The sequence below is a fragment of the Mycoavidus sp. HKI genome, assembly GCF_020023735.2.
GTDB lineage: Bacteria > Pseudomonadota > Gammaproteobacteria > Burkholderiales > Burkholderiaceae > Mycoavidus.
In genome coordinates this window covers 1,542,659-1,558,974 of the sequence record NZ_CP076444.2, presented here as the reverse complement: position 1 = coordinate 1,558,974, position 16,316 = coordinate 1,542,659, and the positions used below count along the sequence as shown (strand labels likewise).

The 16,316-nt window shown below is 52.0% G+C and carries 11 protein-coding genes and 1 tRNA gene; 9 read left to right on the top strand and 3 right to left on the bottom strand.

What is annotated here, in order from left to right:
- Genes KMZ15_RS06150 through KMZ15_RS06140 form a run of 3 tightly spaced genes read right to left on the bottom strand, consistent with a single transcriptional unit; the run spans window position 1 to window position 7,447 of the window.
- Entirely contained in the window at window positions 1–3,117 is a 3,117-nt protein-coding gene (locus KMZ15_RS06150; RefSeq protein ID WP_223691672.1) for a multidrug efflux RND transporter permease subunit, read from the bottom strand.
- Window positions 3,114–6,224 (bottom strand): MdtB/MuxB family multidrug efflux RND transporter permease subunit, encoded by a 3,111-nt coding sequence (locus KMZ15_RS06145; protein WP_223691671.1) that lies wholly within the window; start codon window positions 6,222–6,224, stop codon window positions 3,114–3,116. Before KMZ15_RS06145 ends, KMZ15_RS06150 begins: the two co-directional genes overlap by 4 nt.
- Entirely contained in the window at window positions 6,221–7,447 is a 1,227-nt protein-coding gene (locus tag KMZ15_RS06140) for an efflux RND transporter periplasmic adaptor subunit (protein ID WP_223691670.1), read from the bottom strand. Before KMZ15_RS06140 ends, KMZ15_RS06145 begins: the two co-directional genes overlap by 4 nt.
- A 303-nt stretch (window positions 7,448–7,750) precedes the next feature.
- On the opposite strand from KMZ15_RS06140, the gene bamC reads away from it, so the two are divergent.
- From bamC to nuoG, 9 genes are all read left to right on the top strand, one after another.
- Window positions 7,751–8,875, top strand: a complete 1,125-nt coding sequence (gene bamC / locus KMZ15_RS06135; protein ID WP_223691669.1) for an outer membrane protein assembly factor BamC — start codon at window positions 7,751–7,753, stop codon at window positions 8,873–8,875.
- Between the two features lie 83 nt (window positions 8,876–8,958).
- Window positions 8,959–9,043: transfer RNA gene (locus tag KMZ15_RS06130), tRNA-Leu, on the top strand.
- Window positions 9,044–9,170: 127 nt separating this feature from the next.
- On the top strand, window positions 9,171–9,530 hold the full coding sequence (locus KMZ15_RS06125; RefSeq protein ID WP_223691668.1) for an NADH-quinone oxidoreductase subunit A: 360 nt from the start codon (window positions 9,171–9,173) through the stop codon (window positions 9,528–9,530).
- 64 nt (window positions 9,531–9,594) lie between these two features.
- Entirely contained in the window at window positions 9,595–10,071 is a 477-nt protein-coding gene (locus KMZ15_RS06120) for an NADH-quinone oxidoreductase subunit B family protein (protein WP_223691667.1), read from the top strand.
- A 61-nt stretch (window positions 10,072–10,132) separates the two neighbouring features.
- Window positions 10,133–10,774 carry an NADH-quinone oxidoreductase subunit C gene (locus KMZ15_RS06115; protein WP_223691665.1) on the top strand — a complete coding sequence of 214 codons (642 nt, stop codon included), beginning with the start codon at window positions 10,133–10,135 and terminating at the stop codon, window positions 10,772–10,774.
- Window positions 10,775–10,820: 46 nt separating this feature from the next.
- Window positions 10,821–12,074 carry an NADH-quinone oxidoreductase subunit D gene (locus KMZ15_RS06110; protein WP_223691663.1) on the top strand — a complete coding sequence of 418 codons (1,254 nt, stop codon included), beginning with the start codon at window positions 10,821–10,823 and terminating at the stop codon, window positions 12,072–12,074.
- An 81-nt stretch (window positions 12,075–12,155) separates the two neighbouring features.
- On the top strand, window positions 12,156–12,632 hold the full coding sequence (nuoE, locus tag KMZ15_RS06105; RefSeq protein ID WP_223691662.1) for an NADH-quinone oxidoreductase subunit NuoE: 477 nt from the start codon (window positions 12,156–12,158) through the stop codon (window positions 12,630–12,632).
- The gene (gene nuoF, locus KMZ15_RS06100) at window positions 12,629–13,933 is read left to right on the top strand and encodes an NADH-quinone oxidoreductase subunit NuoF (protein ID WP_223691661.1); all 1,305 of its coding nucleotides are present in this window, start codon (window positions 12,629–12,631) and stop codon (window positions 13,931–13,933) included. The genes nuoE and nuoF overlap by 4 nt, the downstream gene beginning before the upstream one ends.
- A gap of 12 nt (window positions 13,934–13,945) precedes the next feature.
- Window positions 13,946–16,306 carry an NADH-quinone oxidoreductase subunit NuoG gene (gene nuoG / locus KMZ15_RS06095; RefSeq protein WP_223691660.1) on the top strand — a complete coding sequence of 787 codons (2,361 nt, stop codon included), beginning with the start codon at window positions 13,946–13,948 and terminating at the stop codon, window positions 16,304–16,306.
- Window positions 16,307–16,316 lie beyond the last annotated feature (10 nt).

The window sequence follows — 16,316 nt, the reverse complement described above, 5'->3', positions numbered from 1 at the left end:
TCAAATATGCCTGTTATCACTATAGTGGCCAGCGTTGGGTGCTGACGCGCGTCGCTGTGCCAATCGCTCGCGTAACCGCTCCAGATACAAATAGACCACCGGTGTCGTATACAGCGTTAGGATTTGACTAACCAGTAGGCCACCAATAATCGTAATGCCAAGCGGGCGCCGCAGTTCAGCGCCTTCACCCTGGCCGAATGCCAGTGGCAGTGCGCCTAGCATGGCTGCGCAGGTGGTCATCATAATGGGTCGAAAGCGCAATAGGCACGCGTTAAAAATGGCATCGCGCGCAGTGCTGCCACGACGTGTTGCAGCGATGGCGAAATCGATCATGATGATGGCATTCTTTTTCACAATCCCGATCAACAGCGTGACGCCAATCAGTGCAATCAAGCTAAATTCAGTGTTGCATAAGAGCAGTGCAAGCAGTGCGCCGACACCTGCCGAGGGGAGCGTTGACAGGATCGTCAGAGGGTGAATGGTGCTTTCATACAAAATGCCAAGCACAATATAAACCGCAACAAATGCTGCGAGAATCAACAGTGGCTGGTTCGCTAATGACTTTTGGAAAACCTTGGCGGTGCCTTCAAAGCTGCCGTGGATGGTGGCGGGCACCCCGATTTCGTTCATCGTCCCGTGAATGATTGCGGTGGCATCGGATAGCGATTTATCGGGCGGTAAATTGAATGAGAGGGTGGTCGCGGCAAAAAGTCCCTGATGGAATACAGCAAGTGGCGTATAACCTGGTTGATACTGGGCAAACGCGGATAATGGCACCATCGTTTGCGCGCTAGCCGTACGCAAATAAATATCATTGAGTGACGCGGGATTTTGCGTGTATTGCGGGGCTAGTCCCATGATCACGTGATACTGGTTTAACGAGTTATAAATGGTCGAAACTTGCCGTTGGCCGAACGCATCGTACAGTGTGCTGCTGATTTGTGCGGGTGTTATGCCAAAACGCGCGGCGCTAGCGCGATCAATCACGATCATATTTTCTAGCCCTTTTTGTTGCGCGTCGCTATTCACATCGGTCAGTTCGTTCTTGTGCTGCAGTGCTTCTGTGAGTTTTTGCCCCCAGCGATAGAGTTCAGCCGATGATTCGCCGAGCAAAGTAAATTGATATTGCGCATTGCTTTGCCGCCCACCCACCCGAATATCTTGTGAGGCATATAAGAAAGCCCGGCTACCCGCCACTGCGTTGAGTTTTGGGCGCAGCCGTTCGATCACTTGCGCAGCGCTCAGTTGGCGCTCAGGGCGTGGTTTTAATGAGATGATCATGAAACCGGCATTGGCGCGTCGTCCACCGATAAAACCCGCGATAGTGTCGATGGCAGGATCGGCGTTGATGATTGCCATCGATTGCGCCAGCTTTGTTTGCATCAGCTGGAATGAGGTATTCTGGTCGGCGCGGATGCTGCCGACTAAAATTCCAGTATCTTGTTGCGGAAAGAAACCTTTAGGAATGGCAATATACAGATAGATATTGCATGTGATGGTGGCAAGTAAGATGAGCCCAATCAGTTTAGGTCGCTGTAGCGACCAATTGAGAGAAACCTGATAACCTCGCTGCAACGCCTCGAAAAAGCGTTTGCTAGTACGCGCTAGGCCTGTTGGTACGGGTTCGGCTGAGGTTTTTCGGGCGCGTAAAAGGCGCGCGCACATCATCGGAGTGAGCGTCAGCGACACCAGCAGCGACATACCAATCGCCAATGAGAGCGTGAGTGCGAATTCGCGGAAGATGCGACCGACGATGCCGCCCATCAATAAAATAGGTAGAAAAACCGCGACCAGTGAAATTGAAATAGACAGTACCGTAAAGCTGACTTCGCGCGCGCCGGCCAGGGCTGCGCGCAACGGCGATTTGCCGGCTTCAATATGGCGTGAAATATTCTCCAATACAACGATCGCGTCATCGACCACAAAGCCAGTGGCAACCGTGAGCGCCATCAATGACAGGTTATCGATGCTATAGCCAAGCAGGTACATGGCACTAAAAGTGCCGATGATTGAAATCGGTACCGCAATGCACGGAATCAGGGTTGCCCGAGCATTGCGTAAAAAGGCGAAGACCACAAAAATCACTAGGCCAACCGCAATTGCCAGCGTATAGCCAGCATCTTTTAAGGAAGCACGGATGGTTTTAGTCCGATCGGCGATGGTCGTAATATTCACCGCTGCAGGTAGGGCGGCTTCTAGTTGCGGCAAGAGCGTCTTGACGCGGTCAACGGTGTCGATGACGTTAGCGCCCGGCTGCCGGTAAAGGATCACCAGTACGGCAGGTTGGTTATTCAACAAGCCAAGCGTGCGTACATTTTCAACGGAATCGCTGACCTTGCCGACATCGGTTAAGCGTACGGCTGCGCCGTTACGGTAAGCGATAATCAGATCACGGTACTGGCTGGCCTGGGTTGCTTGGTCGTTGGTGTAGAGTTGATAGCGCTGAGCACCATGCTCTAGAGCGCCTTTGGGCATATTTTGATTGGCCGCTGCGAGCGCGCTGCGTACCGTCTCAAGACTCATTCCGTATTGAGACAACGCCTGTGGGTTAAGTTCAATCCGCACGGCTGGATTGGCGGAGCCGCTGACCGCGACTTCACCAATGCCGGGTACTTGAGACAGCGCTTGTTGCAGTACCGTCGCCGCTGAATCGTAGAGCTGGCCGCGCGTTAGAGTGGGTGAGGTGAGCGCGAGGATTAAGACCGGGGTGTCAGCCGGATTGACTTTGTTATAGCTGGGGTTTTGTTTCAGATGACTGGGCAGATCGGCGCGCGCGGCATTAATGGCCGCTTGTACATCGCGCGCGGCGCTATCGATATTTCGATTTAGTTCAAACTGCAAAATAATTTGAGCTGAGCCGCTTGAGCTCGCCGAGCTCATTTCGGTGACGCCATCGATTTGCCCCAAGCGGCGCTCGAGTGGGCTGGTGACACTGGTGGCGACGACTTCGGGGCTGGCCCCTGGCAAACTTGCTTCTACCGAAATCGTTGGGAAATCAACTTGCGGCAGGGGTGACACCGGCAGTTTGAAAAAAGCAAAAATGCCAGCGAGCATGATGCCGGCCGACAACAGCGTCGTTGCAATTGGGCGTGCAATAAATAGACGCGATAAATTCATAGTGTGCTTGGGGCTTGGCGTTTAAAGCGCTGTGCTAAGCGGTCGAAAGCAAGATAAATAACCGGTGTGGTAAAGAGCGTTAGGACCTGGCTGACGATCAGCCCGCCGACAATTGCAATGCCAAGCGGCCGGCGTAGTTCGGCGCCAACTCCTGAGCTAAGCATCAATGGGATCGCACCAAAGAGCGCGGCGAGTGTGGTCATTAGAATCGGCCGAAAGCGCAATAGGCAAGCTTGGTAAATAGCCGCGTGCGGCGACTGCTTTTGAGTGCGTTGCGCTTCGAGGGCGAAATCGATCATCATGATGGCGTTCTTTTTAACGATACCAATCAGTAGCACGATGCCGATGACTGCAATCACATCCAGGTCGTGGCCACTGATCACCAGTGCAAGGAGCGCGCCGGCGCCGGCTGAAGGCAGGGTTGACAAGATGGTGACGGGATGAATAAAACTTTCGTATAAGACCCCAAGCACGATATACATCGTGATAATCGCCGCTAGAATTAAAAACAATTGGTTAGTGAGCGAGGCTTTGAAGGCGAGCGCGGCACCTTGAAAGCGTAGGTTAAATGAGTTGGGTAGCTGAATTTCAGCGCAGGCTTTTTCAATTTCTTGGACGGCAGCGCTCAGTGATGCATTGGGCGCTAAATTAAACGAAACCGTGGCGGCTGGAAATTGGCCGAGGTGGTTGACGATCAGGGGTGCGCGCTGCTCGCTGAGGCTAGCAATCGCTGTGAGTGGCACTTGGCCGCTGGCAGAAGTTGTCGATGGCAAATAGATTGAACCGAGCGTAGCCAGCGCGCTCATGCCTTGTTGTGCTACCGAATCGGCCTCCAGGATGACGCGGTATTGGTTTGATTGGGTGAAAATAGTTGAAATAATGCGCTGGCCGAAGGCCGTATAGAGTGCGTTGTCGACCGTGGCTGGCGTGATGCCAAAGCGGGCCGCGTTATCGCGGTCAATTTTCACATAAATGGATAAACCATTGTTTTGCAAGTCAGTGGCTACATCGGCAAGGACTTTAGACTGTTGCAAGCGCGTGATGAGTTTAGGTAACCAGACATCGAATTCATCTGCTTGGGCGTTTTGTAGAATGAACTGATATTGGGTTGGGCTGACCGTTGCATCAATGGCTAAATCTTGCACGGGCTGCATATACAGTGACACGCCAGCAATCGATGCCACGCGTTGTTGCAGTCGTCGGATGATTTCACTGGCTTGAGCTGTGCGTTGACCATGCGGGCGCAGATTGATTAAGAAGCGTCCGTTATTTAAGGCGATATTTGACCCATCGACCCCGATGAACGACGACAGGCTCATCACATCTGGGTCTTGCATAATCTCGGCGGCTAGGGCCTGCTGACGTTGTGCCATCGCCGCATACGAAGTAGTTTGCGATGCTTGCGCAATGCCTTGAATGATGCCCGTGTCTTGGACTGGAAAAAATCCCTTTGGAATGAATAAATATAAGAGTACTGTCAGTAGCAAAGTCCCTAGCGCGAGCAATAACGTCAGCGACTGATGAGCGAGCACCCAAATCAATGCACGTCCATAGTGCATGATCGTGGCCTCGAAAAAAGCCCGTGTTTTAACTTCGAATGTGTGTAGGTATCGGTTGGTTTGGGTAGACCCCGAGCGCAGCAGATAGGCGCACATCATCGGCACTAAGGTGAGCGATACCAGTGCCGAAATCAAAATAGCAATGGCCAAAGTAAGCGCAAATTCATGAAACAGCCGGCCAACCACATCCCCCATAAAAAGCAGTGGAATCAGCACGGCGAGCAGTGAGATGGTGAGAGAAATAATTGTAAACGCAATCTGTTTTGAACCTTTTAGCGCGGCCTGCAATGGACTCTCGCCCTCTTCAATGAAACGCGCGATATTTTCGATCATAACAATCGCGTCATCCACCACAAAGCCAGTGGCAATGGTTAACGCCATCAAAGACAAGTTATTGAGCGAGAAGCCCCATAAATACATCACCGCAAGCGTACCAATCAGCGATAAAGGGACGGATAAACTCGGAATCAAAGTGGCATAGAAGTTTGATAAAAACACAAACATGACGAGTACCACGAGCGCAATCGACAGCAGGAGTTCAAACTGTACATCGTGCACGGAGGCGCGAATGGTGGTGGTGCGGTCGGTCAGGACGGTGACTTGCAAGGCGGCCGGCAGCGCTTGTTTTAATTGCGGTAGCAAGGCCTTGATGCTATCCGTGGTTTGAATCACATTGGCGCCCGGTTGGCGTTGCACATTCAAAATGACTGCCGGGGTTGTGTTCATCCAGGCGCCAAGCTTATCGTTTTCAGCACCTTCAATCACGGTGGCAACGTCGGCTAATTTAATCGGCCGGCCATTTTTATAGGCGATGATTGCGTTGGCGTATTCGTCAGCGCTTTGCAGTTGATCATTCGCGTTGATCGTGTAAGCGCGCGATGGTCCATCAAAGCTACCTTTAGGCGTATTCACATTCAGTGTGCCTAGGGTTATGCGTAAACTATCCAGCGTTAAGCCATAGGCGGCCAAGGCGCGTGGATTGGCGCGAATCCGCACGGCCGGCCGTTGTCCGCCGCTCAAGCTCACCAGCCCAACCCCTGAGACCTGCGATATTTTTTGCGCCAACTGCGTGTTGGCGAGGTTTTGCACATGGGTTAAGGGGAGCGTGGCTGAGGTTAGCGCCAGCGTTAGGATAGGCGCGTCGGCCGGGTTGATTTTGGCATAAATGGGGGGGGCGGGAAGATCAGTGGGCAATAAATTGTTCGCGGCATTGATGGCCGCCTGTACCTCTTGCTCAGCGGTATCCAGTGACAAATCAAGATTGAATTGCAACGTAATCACGGAGGCACCCGCTGAGCTAGCCGATGACATCTGTTTTAAGCCTGGCATCTGACCCAATTGGCGCTCAAGCGGTGCGGTGACGGCTGAAGTCATCACCTCCGGGCTTGCGCCCGGATAGAAGGTTTGTACTTGAATCGTCGGATAATCAAGTGCCGGCAGGGCTGAAATGGGCAAGAAGCGTAGCGCGACCAACCCAGCCAGCAGAATGGCCAGCATTAATAAGCTGGTGCCAACCGGACGTACAATAAAGGCGCGCGAGGGATTCATGCCGGTTGAGCGGGTGCAATGGCGATTTTTGTGCCTTCACGTAGGCGATCTGCGCCGTCAATCACGACCTGCTCTCCGGGCGTTAGTCCCGCCTTGATGCTGGTGTATTCACCACTAACCGGGCCAGTTTTAAGGGTACGCACGGAGACGGTGCGATCTGCATTGACAATATAGACATAAGGGCCGATCGAGCCGTTTTGAATCGCTGGACTGGGTACGATAGCGATGCCACGTAGGGTATTGACCAATAGATTAATGTTCACGAACTGGTTCGGATACAGCATATCTTGCTGATTAGCGAAGTGGGCTCGCAATTTTATGGTGCCGGTTGCCGTATCGATCTGATTATCAATGGTTTTCAGATGCCCCGTTTCAAGCACTATGCTGCGGTTGCGATCGTAAGCAGAAACCGGTAATTTTTGTGTCGAGTGCAAACGTTTGAGCACTGCGGGCAGGGCATCCTCAGGCAAACTAAAAATAACACTAGTTGGCCGCATCCGTGTAATCACCACAATGCCGTTGGCATCGCTAGGTTGTACATAATTACCGGCGTCAACTTGCCGTAGACCGACGCGGCCACTAATTGGGGTGGTGATGCGGCAATGCGCCAAATTAAGTTTATATTGATCGACCTGAGCGCGATCGGCTTGCACGATGCCTTGATACTGCTCGACCAGTGAGGCTTGATCTGCCACTTGTTTCGCCGAAATTGAATCTTGTTTCAACAAAATTCGGTAGCGTTTAAGATCCGCTTGAGCCTGTTTGAGTAAAGCGAGATCTTTAGCCAGTATGCCTTGTGCATTTTGCAAATTAATCTGATGGGGTCGTGGGTCAATTTGGGCGAGTAAATCGCCTTTTTGCACAAATTGCCCTTCTCTGAACATCACTTTCATCAGCGTGCCTGAGACTTGCGTTTTTGCTGTTACGCTGGCGAGTGGGGTGACGGTGCCGAGTGCATTAAGTTCAATCGGCATCTCGCCGAGCGTGACCTGCGCGACACGTACAGTTTGCACCTGAGCGCTGTCTAGGCGCGAACTACTCTGCAGCTTAGTTGCTGAGTTGGCGTGGGTTGGGTGGAGCCAGCCGCGCCAGATCAGTATGGCAAGCGCTAGGGTGAAAAGCGTAAGCAGTAGCAGCCAGGTGCGCCGCGGCATGACGCGCATCCTGTTAAGCGTTTGTAAAAAGAAACGCTTAACAGGCGTTATCTGTTGGCCCTCAGTCATTTAACGTTCCTTTTGCTGGTTTTTTTCACTATGCCGATGCCACTCAACTAACTATCCTTAATCCAGAGGCATCACAATCAGAGAGCGCACCACAATAGCAGCTTCTTGACTCATAAACTATTAGCGTACACTAGATAAGACAAAAAAGTGTATGGTAAGTGTTAGCGTTAACTCAAAAGCACATCGCCTTGAGGCGGCGGTGATGAGTTTATGCGATCAGTAATGATAAGCGCCATGCTAAAATCCAAAACAAATGTGCTCCCTATCACAAAATTCCTCCGATTTACTCTGCGGTTTTATCTAATGATCCAATCTACTATGATGCTGCGCGCAATGACGCGCTCGATATTTGTTCTCGCGATAGCGGGGTGTAGCTCGCCTAATCCCAATGCCATTGATTATCAAGGCGCAACAAAATCGAAATCTACACCGCTCGTGGTCCCGCCTGATATGGCGTATGCGACAACCCAGCAGCGTACCCCGGGGCCAGATGGCACGGTATCGCTGTCTTCGTATCTGCGTCCTGAGCCTGTTATGGTGCCGCTCGAGCGGGCGCTTGAGCCGATTGTCGGCATGCATATTGAGCGTCAAGGCAGTATGCGTTGGCTAATCGTCGAGCAGCAAACCCCGCAGCAACTGTGGCCGCAAATCCGTCAGTTTTGGCAAGAGCAAGGTTTTTCGCTCACGCTTGATGCCCCTGAGCGGGGTGTGATGGAAACGGACTGGAAAGAAACTTATACCAATATTGACCAAGGCATTATCCGCAACACGCTCGCTAAAGCATTCTCACATGCTTATGTGACGGGCGAAAAAAATCAATATCGCCTTCGCCTGGAGAGCCGCCCGCAGGGGGGAAGCACGATCTTATTAAGCCAGAAGGGCATGCGTGAGGTGTTGGTAGGCCGTCACAAAGAAATGAGCCAATGGCAAAGCGCTCCGCATGATCCGGTTCTTGAAGCCGAATATTTGCAGCGTTTGATGCTGGCATTGGGGCCGAATAAATCGAGTCAAGCACCGACTGTGACTGGGGTTGCTCTTTCGACGGCAGCGCTAGCCTCACCCGCGCAGCAGAGTGCGCCGGCTCCCGTTAGTTTGACCCAAATCGATTTTGCTGAGCCATTTGACCGGGTGTGGTTATATATAGGCTATACACTTGAACGCGGTAATTTCAGCGTTGCTCAGGGCAACCGTGCTCAGGGCATGTATACCGTGCGTTATGTTGAACCCACGGCTGCTGCGGCTGAGCCTAGTTTTTGGAGCCAGGTTTTTCGTGGCAAAAAAGAGAAAGTGGTAAAGCAGTACAAACTGCGTGTGCGGGCGATGACTCAGACCACAACTCGCGTGGCCGTGGTCAATGATGACGGCGAAATGGATGTTTCACCGTCAGCGCAGCGCATCTTATCGCTGCTTGCTGATCAATTGCGTTAAACAATCGCTGTAATTGCATTGAACAATCGCTGCGAACACGTTAGAATCTCGGCTTTGCAGCAATTTGTGTAAACATAGTCTGTGCCGACGTGGTGAAATTGGTATACACGCTATCTTGAGGGGGTAGTGGCGCAAGCCGTATGAGTTCGAGTCTCATCGTCGGCACCATGTATTTTCAATGCCAGCTGCTTAGCGTGTGCTTCGGCTGGCATTATTGTTTGAGTTTATGGATATAGGTATGTATAGCTGGGCATTGATGATGTCCGCTAGCAGCCTAAAACGATAGAGGATTGTCTTGAACCTCGCAGCTTGGTTTCCTGTCTTGCTCTTTATCCTCGTGGGCACGGGTTTGGGTATGATATTGCTCGGTATCGGCAAGATACTGGGCCCCAATCGCCCGAATAGCGAGAAAAATGCACCTTACGAATGCGGCTTTGAGGCATTTGAAGATGCGCGCATGAAATTTGATGTGCGCTATTATTTAGTCGCGATCTTGTTTATTATCTTTGATCTAGAAACTGCCTTTCTTTTTCCGTGGGGCGTGGCGCTTAGAGATATTGGCTGGCCGGGCTTTCTCGCGATGATGATTTTTCTGCTCGAGTTTGTGCTGGGTTTCGCCTACATCTGGCGCAGAGGCGGACTCGACTGGGAGTGATCAGGGTGAGGTATAGCAAATGCAGAGGGCAGATTAATGCTGATCTGGAGCGGAGCGCAAAGTTATGAGTATTGAAGGCGTCCTGCAAGAAGGGTTTATTACCACCACTGCGGACAAGCTGATTAATTGGACGCGCACGGGCTCGTTATGGCCGATGACGTTTGGTCTTGCTTGCTGCGCGGTTGAAATGATGCATGCGGGTGCATCTCGTTATGATCTCGATCGCTTCGGCGTTGTGTTTCGGCCCAGTCCGCGCCAAGCCGATGTGATGATTGTGGCGGGTACGCTGTGTAACAAAATGGCGAGCGCATTGCGCAAAGTCTATGACCAAATGGCAGAACCGCGCTGGGTGATTTCGATGGGCTCATGCGCTAATGGGGGTGGTTACTATCATTACTCATATTCTGTCGTACGGGGTTGTGACCGGATTGTGCCGGTTGATGTGTATGTGCCAGGCTGCCCACCGACGGCTGAGGCCCTAATTTACGGCATTATTCAGTTGCAGGCTAAGATCACTCGTACGAATACGATTGCGCGCTAATTTCTCTGCAATACAGTTAAGCAAAATTTTTGATACGGTATTTGAAGTGGGGTCTTCCTCAATGACAAGCAAGCTCGCAGCGCTCATGGCGAATCTCGAGGCAACCTTTGGTACTGATGTGCGCATTACGCATGCGTTTGGGCAGATTACAGCCGTGGTCAATGCCAATAAGTATCTCGATGTGATGCGCACGCTACGCGATGAAGCTTCGTTGTGCTTTGAGCAACTGATTGACTTGTGCGGTGTTGATTATTCCGTGTATGACGAGGTTGCTAAGCGCGAACTCATCGTGGCTCAAGATGAGTCGATATGTCCTCGTTTTGCCGCCGTCTCGCATCTCTTATCGATTACCCATAATTGGCGCTTACGTGTCAAAGTATTTGCGCCGAATAACGAGTTGCCGGTGTTGCCTTCGGTGATTGACATTTGGAGTTCAGCCGATTGGTATGAGCGCGAAGCATTTGATCTGTTCGGTTTAGTCTTTGACGGGCATCCGGATTTGCGTCGTCTTTTGACCGATTATGGTTTTATCGGTCATCCATTCCGCAAAGATTTCCCGGTTTCTGGTTACGTTGAGATGCGTTATGACCCTGAGCAAAAACGGGTGATTTATCAGCCGGTAACCATCGAGCCACGCGAAATTATCCCACGCGTCATCCGCGAAGAAGGCTACGGTGGCTTGAAGCCAAACCGTCCTAATTAACCCAGGCTACGACATATGAAGCGAAGATTAAGTTGGGATCGCTAAGATGGCAGAAATCAAAAACTACACGCTGAATTTTGGTCCACAGCATCCGGCGGCCCATGGGGTACTACGGTTGGTGCTGGAGCTTGATGGTGAAGTGATTCAGCGCGCCGATCCTCATATTGGTTTGCTCCACCGGGCTACTGAAAAGCTTGTTGAAACCAGGACCTATCTGCAATCGGTGCCGTATATGGACCGTCTCGACTATGTGTCGATGATGGTCAACGAGCATGCCTATGTGATGGCGATTGAGCGGATGTTAGGCATTACCGTGCCGGTCCGCGCACAATATATCCGGGTGATGTTTGACGAGATTACGCGGATCCTGAATCATTTAATGTGGCTGGGTTCACACGCGCTTGATGTCGGTGCGATGGCGGTCTTTCTGTATGCGTTTCGCGAACGTGAAGATTTAATGGATGTTTATGAGGCGGTGTCAGGCGCTCGTATGCACGCGGCTTATTATCGCCCAGGCGGTGTTTATCGCGATTTGCCTGAGGCGATGCCGCAATATAAAGCCTCTAAAATTCGTCATGCCAAGGCGCTGACCAAGCTGAATCAAGCGCGTCAGGGTTCAGTCCTTGATTTTATTGATGATTTTAGCCAACGTTTTCCAAACTGCGTCGATGAATATGAAACCTTACTCACCGATAATCGGATCTGGAAGCAGCGTTTAGTCGATATTGGTATTGTGAGTCCTGAGCGCGCCTTGCAGCTTGGCCTGACCGGGCCGATGTTGCGCGGTTCCGGGGTTGAGTGGGATCTGCGCAAAAAGCAGCCTTATGAGGTTTACGCTCAGCTTGATTTTGATATTCCAGTTGGTACCAACGGTGATTGTTATGATCGTTATTTGGTGCGCATTGAAGAAATGCGGCAGTCAACTCGTATTATTCGTCAATGCATAGACTGGTTGCGGCAACATCCGGGTCCGGTGATGATCGATGACCATAAGGTTGCGCCGCCTAATCGGCTTGAGATGAAAAGCAATATGGAAGCGCTGATTCATCATTTCAAGCTGTTCACTGAAGGTTTTTGTGTGCCCGCTGGAGAAACCTATGCGGCGGTTGAGCATCCAAAGGGTGAATTTGGTATCTACTTAGTGTCAGATGGCGCTAACAAGCCTTACCGCTTGAAGATACGCGCACCCGGTTTTGCTCATTTGTCGGCCTTAAATGAAATGGCAAAAGGTCACATGATTGCTGATGCGGTAACGATTATCGGCACGCAAGACATTGTATTTGGTGAAATTGATCGTTAATCAGGAACTGCGCCTAGGCGTTATAGTTTATTTATGGCTGTCTTTTAAGCCAGTGATGTAATTAAAAGAGTGATCTTCACAATGCTCTCTGCTGAAGCTTTGAAAGAAATTGATCGTGCGCTAGCCAAATATCCGGCTGCGCAGAAACAGTCCGCTGTGATGGCGGCGCTTGCGGTCGCGCAGGATGAGCATGTCTGGCTCTCGGCTGAAGTGATCCGTTTTGTTGCGGATTATCTCGCTATGCCTGCCATTGCTGTGCAGGAAGTCGCGACTTTTTATGCCATGTATCAAACGACGCCGGTGGGTACGCATAAAATTACCGTCTGTACCAATCTACCTTGTGCTTTATCGGGTGGAGAGGCGGCGGCCGATTATGTGAAACGTAAACTGGGTATTGGCTTTGGCGAAACCACGCCAGATGGCAAATTTACGCTGCGCGAAGGCGAATGCATGGGCGCCTGCGGCGATGCGCCGGTGTTGTTGGTGAACAATAAACGAATGTGTAGTTTTATGAGTCGTGACAAAATTGATCAGTTGCTCGAGGAGCTTGCGCGATGACGTGTGTGCACGAACGCCACCTGCAACCATTGATCTTGGCTGGACTGAACGGCGAGAACTGGCAGCTCAAGGACTACCTCGCGCGTGGCGGTTACCAACAGCTTAAGCGTATTCTGGCTGAGAAAATCCCCCCTGAACACGTGATTGCCGAAGTTAAAGCTTCGGGTCTGCGCGGGCGCGGTGGTGCTGGTTTTCCAACCGGTCTTAAATGGAGCTTTATGCCCCGTCAGTTTCCAGGCCAGAAATATCTGGTGTGCAACTCTGACGAAGGCGAGCCTGGCACGTTTAAGGATCGCGATATCCTGCGCTACAATCCGCATGCGCTGATCGAAGGCATGGCGATTGCCGCTTATGCGATGGGTATTACCGTTGGCTATAACTATATTCATGGTGAAATCTGGCAAGCCTATGAGCGCTTTGAGTTGGCTCTTGAACAGGCGCGCGCGGCAGGGTACTTAGGCACCAACATTGTTGGCTCAGATTTTTCATTTGAGCTGTATGCGCACCACGGTTATGGCGCGTATATCTGCGGTGAAGAAACCGCATTGCTTGAATCGCTAGAAGGCAAAAAAGGTCAACCACGCTTTAAACCGCCTTTTCCGGCAAGTTTTGGCCTGTATGGCAAACCGACCACCATCAATAATACAGAAACGTTTGCCGCGGTCCCGTTTTTGTTTGCGCTTGGCGCGCAGAAATATTTGGAGCTGGGCAAACCGAATAACGGTGGCACTAAAATCTTTTCGGTCTCAGGCGATGTGGCCAAGCCTGGCAATTATGAAGTACCGCTGGGCACGTCATTTGCCACCTTATTAGCCTGTGCTGGCGGGATGCGCGGCAATGGTCAGCTCAAGGCGGTGATTCCCGGTGGCTCATCGGCGCCGGTGGTGCCAGCTGAAGTCATGCTGCAAACGGATATGGATTATGATTCCATCGCGCAAGCGGGCTCTATGCTTGGCTCTGGCGCGGTGATTGTGATGGATCAAACACGTTGTATGGTGCGCGCGCTATTGCGTTTGGCTTATTTTTATTATGAAGAATCGTGCGGCCAGTGCACGCCGTGCCGCGAAGGCACCGGCTGGCTCTACCGTGTGATTCATCGGATTGAGCATGGCAAGGGCGTCCCGGATGATCTTGAGTTGCTCAATTCGATCGCTGAAAACATCATGGGTCGTACCATCTGTGCCTTGGGCGATGCTGCTGCGATGCCTGTGCGCGGCATGCTCAAGCACTATTGGCATGAATTCGAGCATCATATTGAACACAAGCGCTGTCTGGTTGCTCAACCAGTCGAATCTTTTTGATACGGTCGCAAAATGGTTGAATTGGAAATAGACGGTAAAAAAATTGCAGTACCTGAGGGTACGATGGTGATTCAGGCTGCGCAGCAGGTGGATACCTATATCCCGCACTTTTGCTATCACAAAAAACTGTCGGTCGCGGCCAACTGCCGGATGTGTCTGGTTGAAGTTGAAAAAATGCCGAAAGCGGTCCCCGCTTGTGCAACGCCGGTATCGGCTGGCATGATGGTCAAAACCCGCTCAGAAAAAGCCGTCAAAGCACAGCAAGCGGTGATGGAATTTTTACTCATCAACCATCCGCTCGATTGCCCGATTTGCGACCAAGGTGGCGAATGCCAATTGCAAGATCTGGCCGTCGGCTATGGTCAATCACATTCCCGTTATAGCGAAGAAAAGCGTGTTGTCTTTCATAAAAATATCGGCCCGTTGGTCTCGATGGAAGAAATGGCGCGCTGCATTCATTGCACGCGTTGCGTGCGTTTTGGGCAAGAAGTGGCTGGTGTGATGGAGCTGGGAATGCTGGGGCGCGGCGAGCATGCTGAAATCACTGCTTTTGTTGGCCAAACCGTCAATTCGGAATTGTCGGGTAATATGATTGATCTCTGCCCGGTGGGTGCGCTGACCTCAAAGCCATTCCGTTACAGTGCGCGGACCTGGGAGCTATCTCGCCGTAAATCCATTAGCCCGCATGATAGCGTCGGCGCTAACCTGGTGGTGCAAGTTAAAGGTCACCGTGTGATGCGGGTTTTGCCATTTGAGAACGAAGCGATTAACGAATGCTGGCTCTCCGACAAAGATCGTTTTTCATATGAAGCGCTCAATAGCAGCGAGCGCTTGACCAAGCCGATGATCAAGCAAGATGGGCAATGGTATGAAGTCGATTGGCAAACTGCCTTAGCCTATGTCACGCAGGGTTTAAGCAAGATCAAGCAAAGCCATGGCGCAGCTTCAATTGGCGCACTCGCTAGTCCGCACAGTACAGTGGAAGAGCTTCATCTGTGGCAGCAGCTCGCCCGTGGGATAGGCACTGAAAATATTGACTTCCGTTTGCGGCAAAGTGATTTTAGCGAGACTTTACCTACCGCGCCTTGGCTCGGCATGCCGATTGCTGCTTTATCAAACCTTGATAGCGCACTGGTGGTGGGGGCGTTACTGTGCAGTGATCATCCGTTGTTTGCGGCACGCTTGCGGCAAGCGGCCAAAGCCGGCGCTCAGATTCATTTATTGCACGCGATAGATGATGATGCATTGATCCCAACGGCACAGCGTTTAGTTGCCGCCCCGTCTGCTTGGTTAGAGGAGCTGGCTGGGATTGCCGTGGCGCTTGCGCAGGCGAGCAATCTAGCGGTACCTGAGGTATTTAACGGCGTGACGCCTTCAACCGCTGCTAGAAAAATAGCCATTCAGCTCGGTCTTCCTCAATTAGGCGCGCAACGCGCGATCTTGTTAGGCAATGCGGTTGTTCAGCATCCAGATTTCAGCTTGCTCTATGCCGCAGCTCAGTGGATTGCGCAGTACACCGGCGCGACCCTCGGCTTTTTAACCGAAGCGGCCAACACCGTCGGAGCGCACCTTGTTGGTGCTGTGCCGGGAGCCGGCGGCTTGTCTGCCGCGGAGATGTTTAAGCAACCACGCAAGGCTTATCTCCTGTTTAACGTAGAAGCGGAATATGACACAGCAGATCCGGCCCAGGCACGCGCGGCGCTAGCGCAGGCCGAGATGGTGGTGAGTCTAGCCACCTTTAAGCACGGTTTGGAGTATGCCGATGTGTTATTACCGGTGGCGGCGTTTACTGAAACCGCTGGAACTTTGATCAATGCGCAGGGTACCGTGCAAAGTTTTAATGGCGTCGTGCAAGCACTAGGCGAAGCCCGCCCAGGTTGGAAGATTCTAACGGTGCTGGGCCAATTGCTAGAGTTGCCTGGTTTTGCGTATGAGACCGCTGAAGCCGTGCGTGCTACCGCTCTTGAGGGCATTGAGATTACCGCGCGGCTCTCGAATAGCAGTCAGAGCGCACCGTCGCTGAAGCTGAAGCAGAGCGATCAGCCAGCGCTGGAAACTGGCGTCACGGTGCTCGAGCGCTTGCCTGAGGTGTCGATCTATCATGCCGACCCGCTGGTGCGTCGTGCTGAATCTTTACAACTGACCCGTACTGCGCAAGCAGCGTCACGGGTATCGTTGCCAGCAAAACTATTCGACCAGCTTGGCTTGGCAGCAGGCGACGCGGTGCGGGTGCGTCAAGGTGACTATGTAGTGACCATGCCGGCGGTGCGTGATGCACGTTTGCCGGAGACGGTGGCGCGTGTGCCAGCCGCAACGCACGCCTCGGCTCAACTCGGCAGCCTGTTTGGCGAGTTACGGATAGAAAGGGCGTAAAGCAAAGGCC

What these genes read in the sequence shown, in the direction of transcription:
- KMZ15_RS06150 (WP_223691672.1), bottom strand. Translation starts at nt 3,117, where the DNA reads ATGAATTTATCGCGTCTATTTATTGCACGCCCAATTGCAACGACGCTG.
- KMZ15_RS06145 (WP_223691671.1), bottom strand. Translation starts at nt 6,224, where the DNA reads ATGAATCCCTCGCGCGCCTTTATTGTACGTCCGGTTGGCACCAGCTTA.
- KMZ15_RS06140 (WP_223691670.1), bottom strand. Translation starts at nt 7,447, where the DNA reads ATGACTGAGGGCCAACAGATAACGCCTGTTAAGCGTTTCTTTTTACAA.
- bamC (WP_223691669.1), top strand. Translation starts at nt 7,751, where the DNA reads ATGATCCAATCTACTATGATGCTGCGCGCAATGACGCGCTCGATATTT.
- KMZ15_RS06120 (WP_223691667.1), top strand. Translation starts at nt 9,595, where the DNA reads ATGAGTATTGAAGGCGTCCTGCAAGAAGGGTTTATTACCACCACTGCG.
- KMZ15_RS06115 (WP_223691665.1), top strand. Translation starts at nt 10,133, where the DNA reads ATGACAAGCAAGCTCGCAGCGCTCATGGCGAATCTCGAGGCAACCTTT.
- KMZ15_RS06110 (WP_223691663.1), top strand. Translation starts at nt 10,821, where the DNA reads ATGGCAGAAATCAAAAACTACACGCTGAATTTTGGTCCACAGCATCCG.
- nuoE (WP_223691662.1), top strand. Translation starts at nt 12,156, where the DNA reads ATGCTCTCTGCTGAAGCTTTGAAAGAAATTGATCGTGCGCTAGCCAAA.
- nuoF (WP_223691661.1), top strand. Translation starts at nt 12,629, where the DNA reads ATGACGTGTGTGCACGAACGCCACCTGCAACCATTGATCTTGGCTGGA.
- nuoG (WP_223691660.1), top strand. Translation starts at nt 13,946, where the DNA reads ATGGTTGAATTGGAAATAGACGGTAAAAAAATTGCAGTACCTGAGGGT.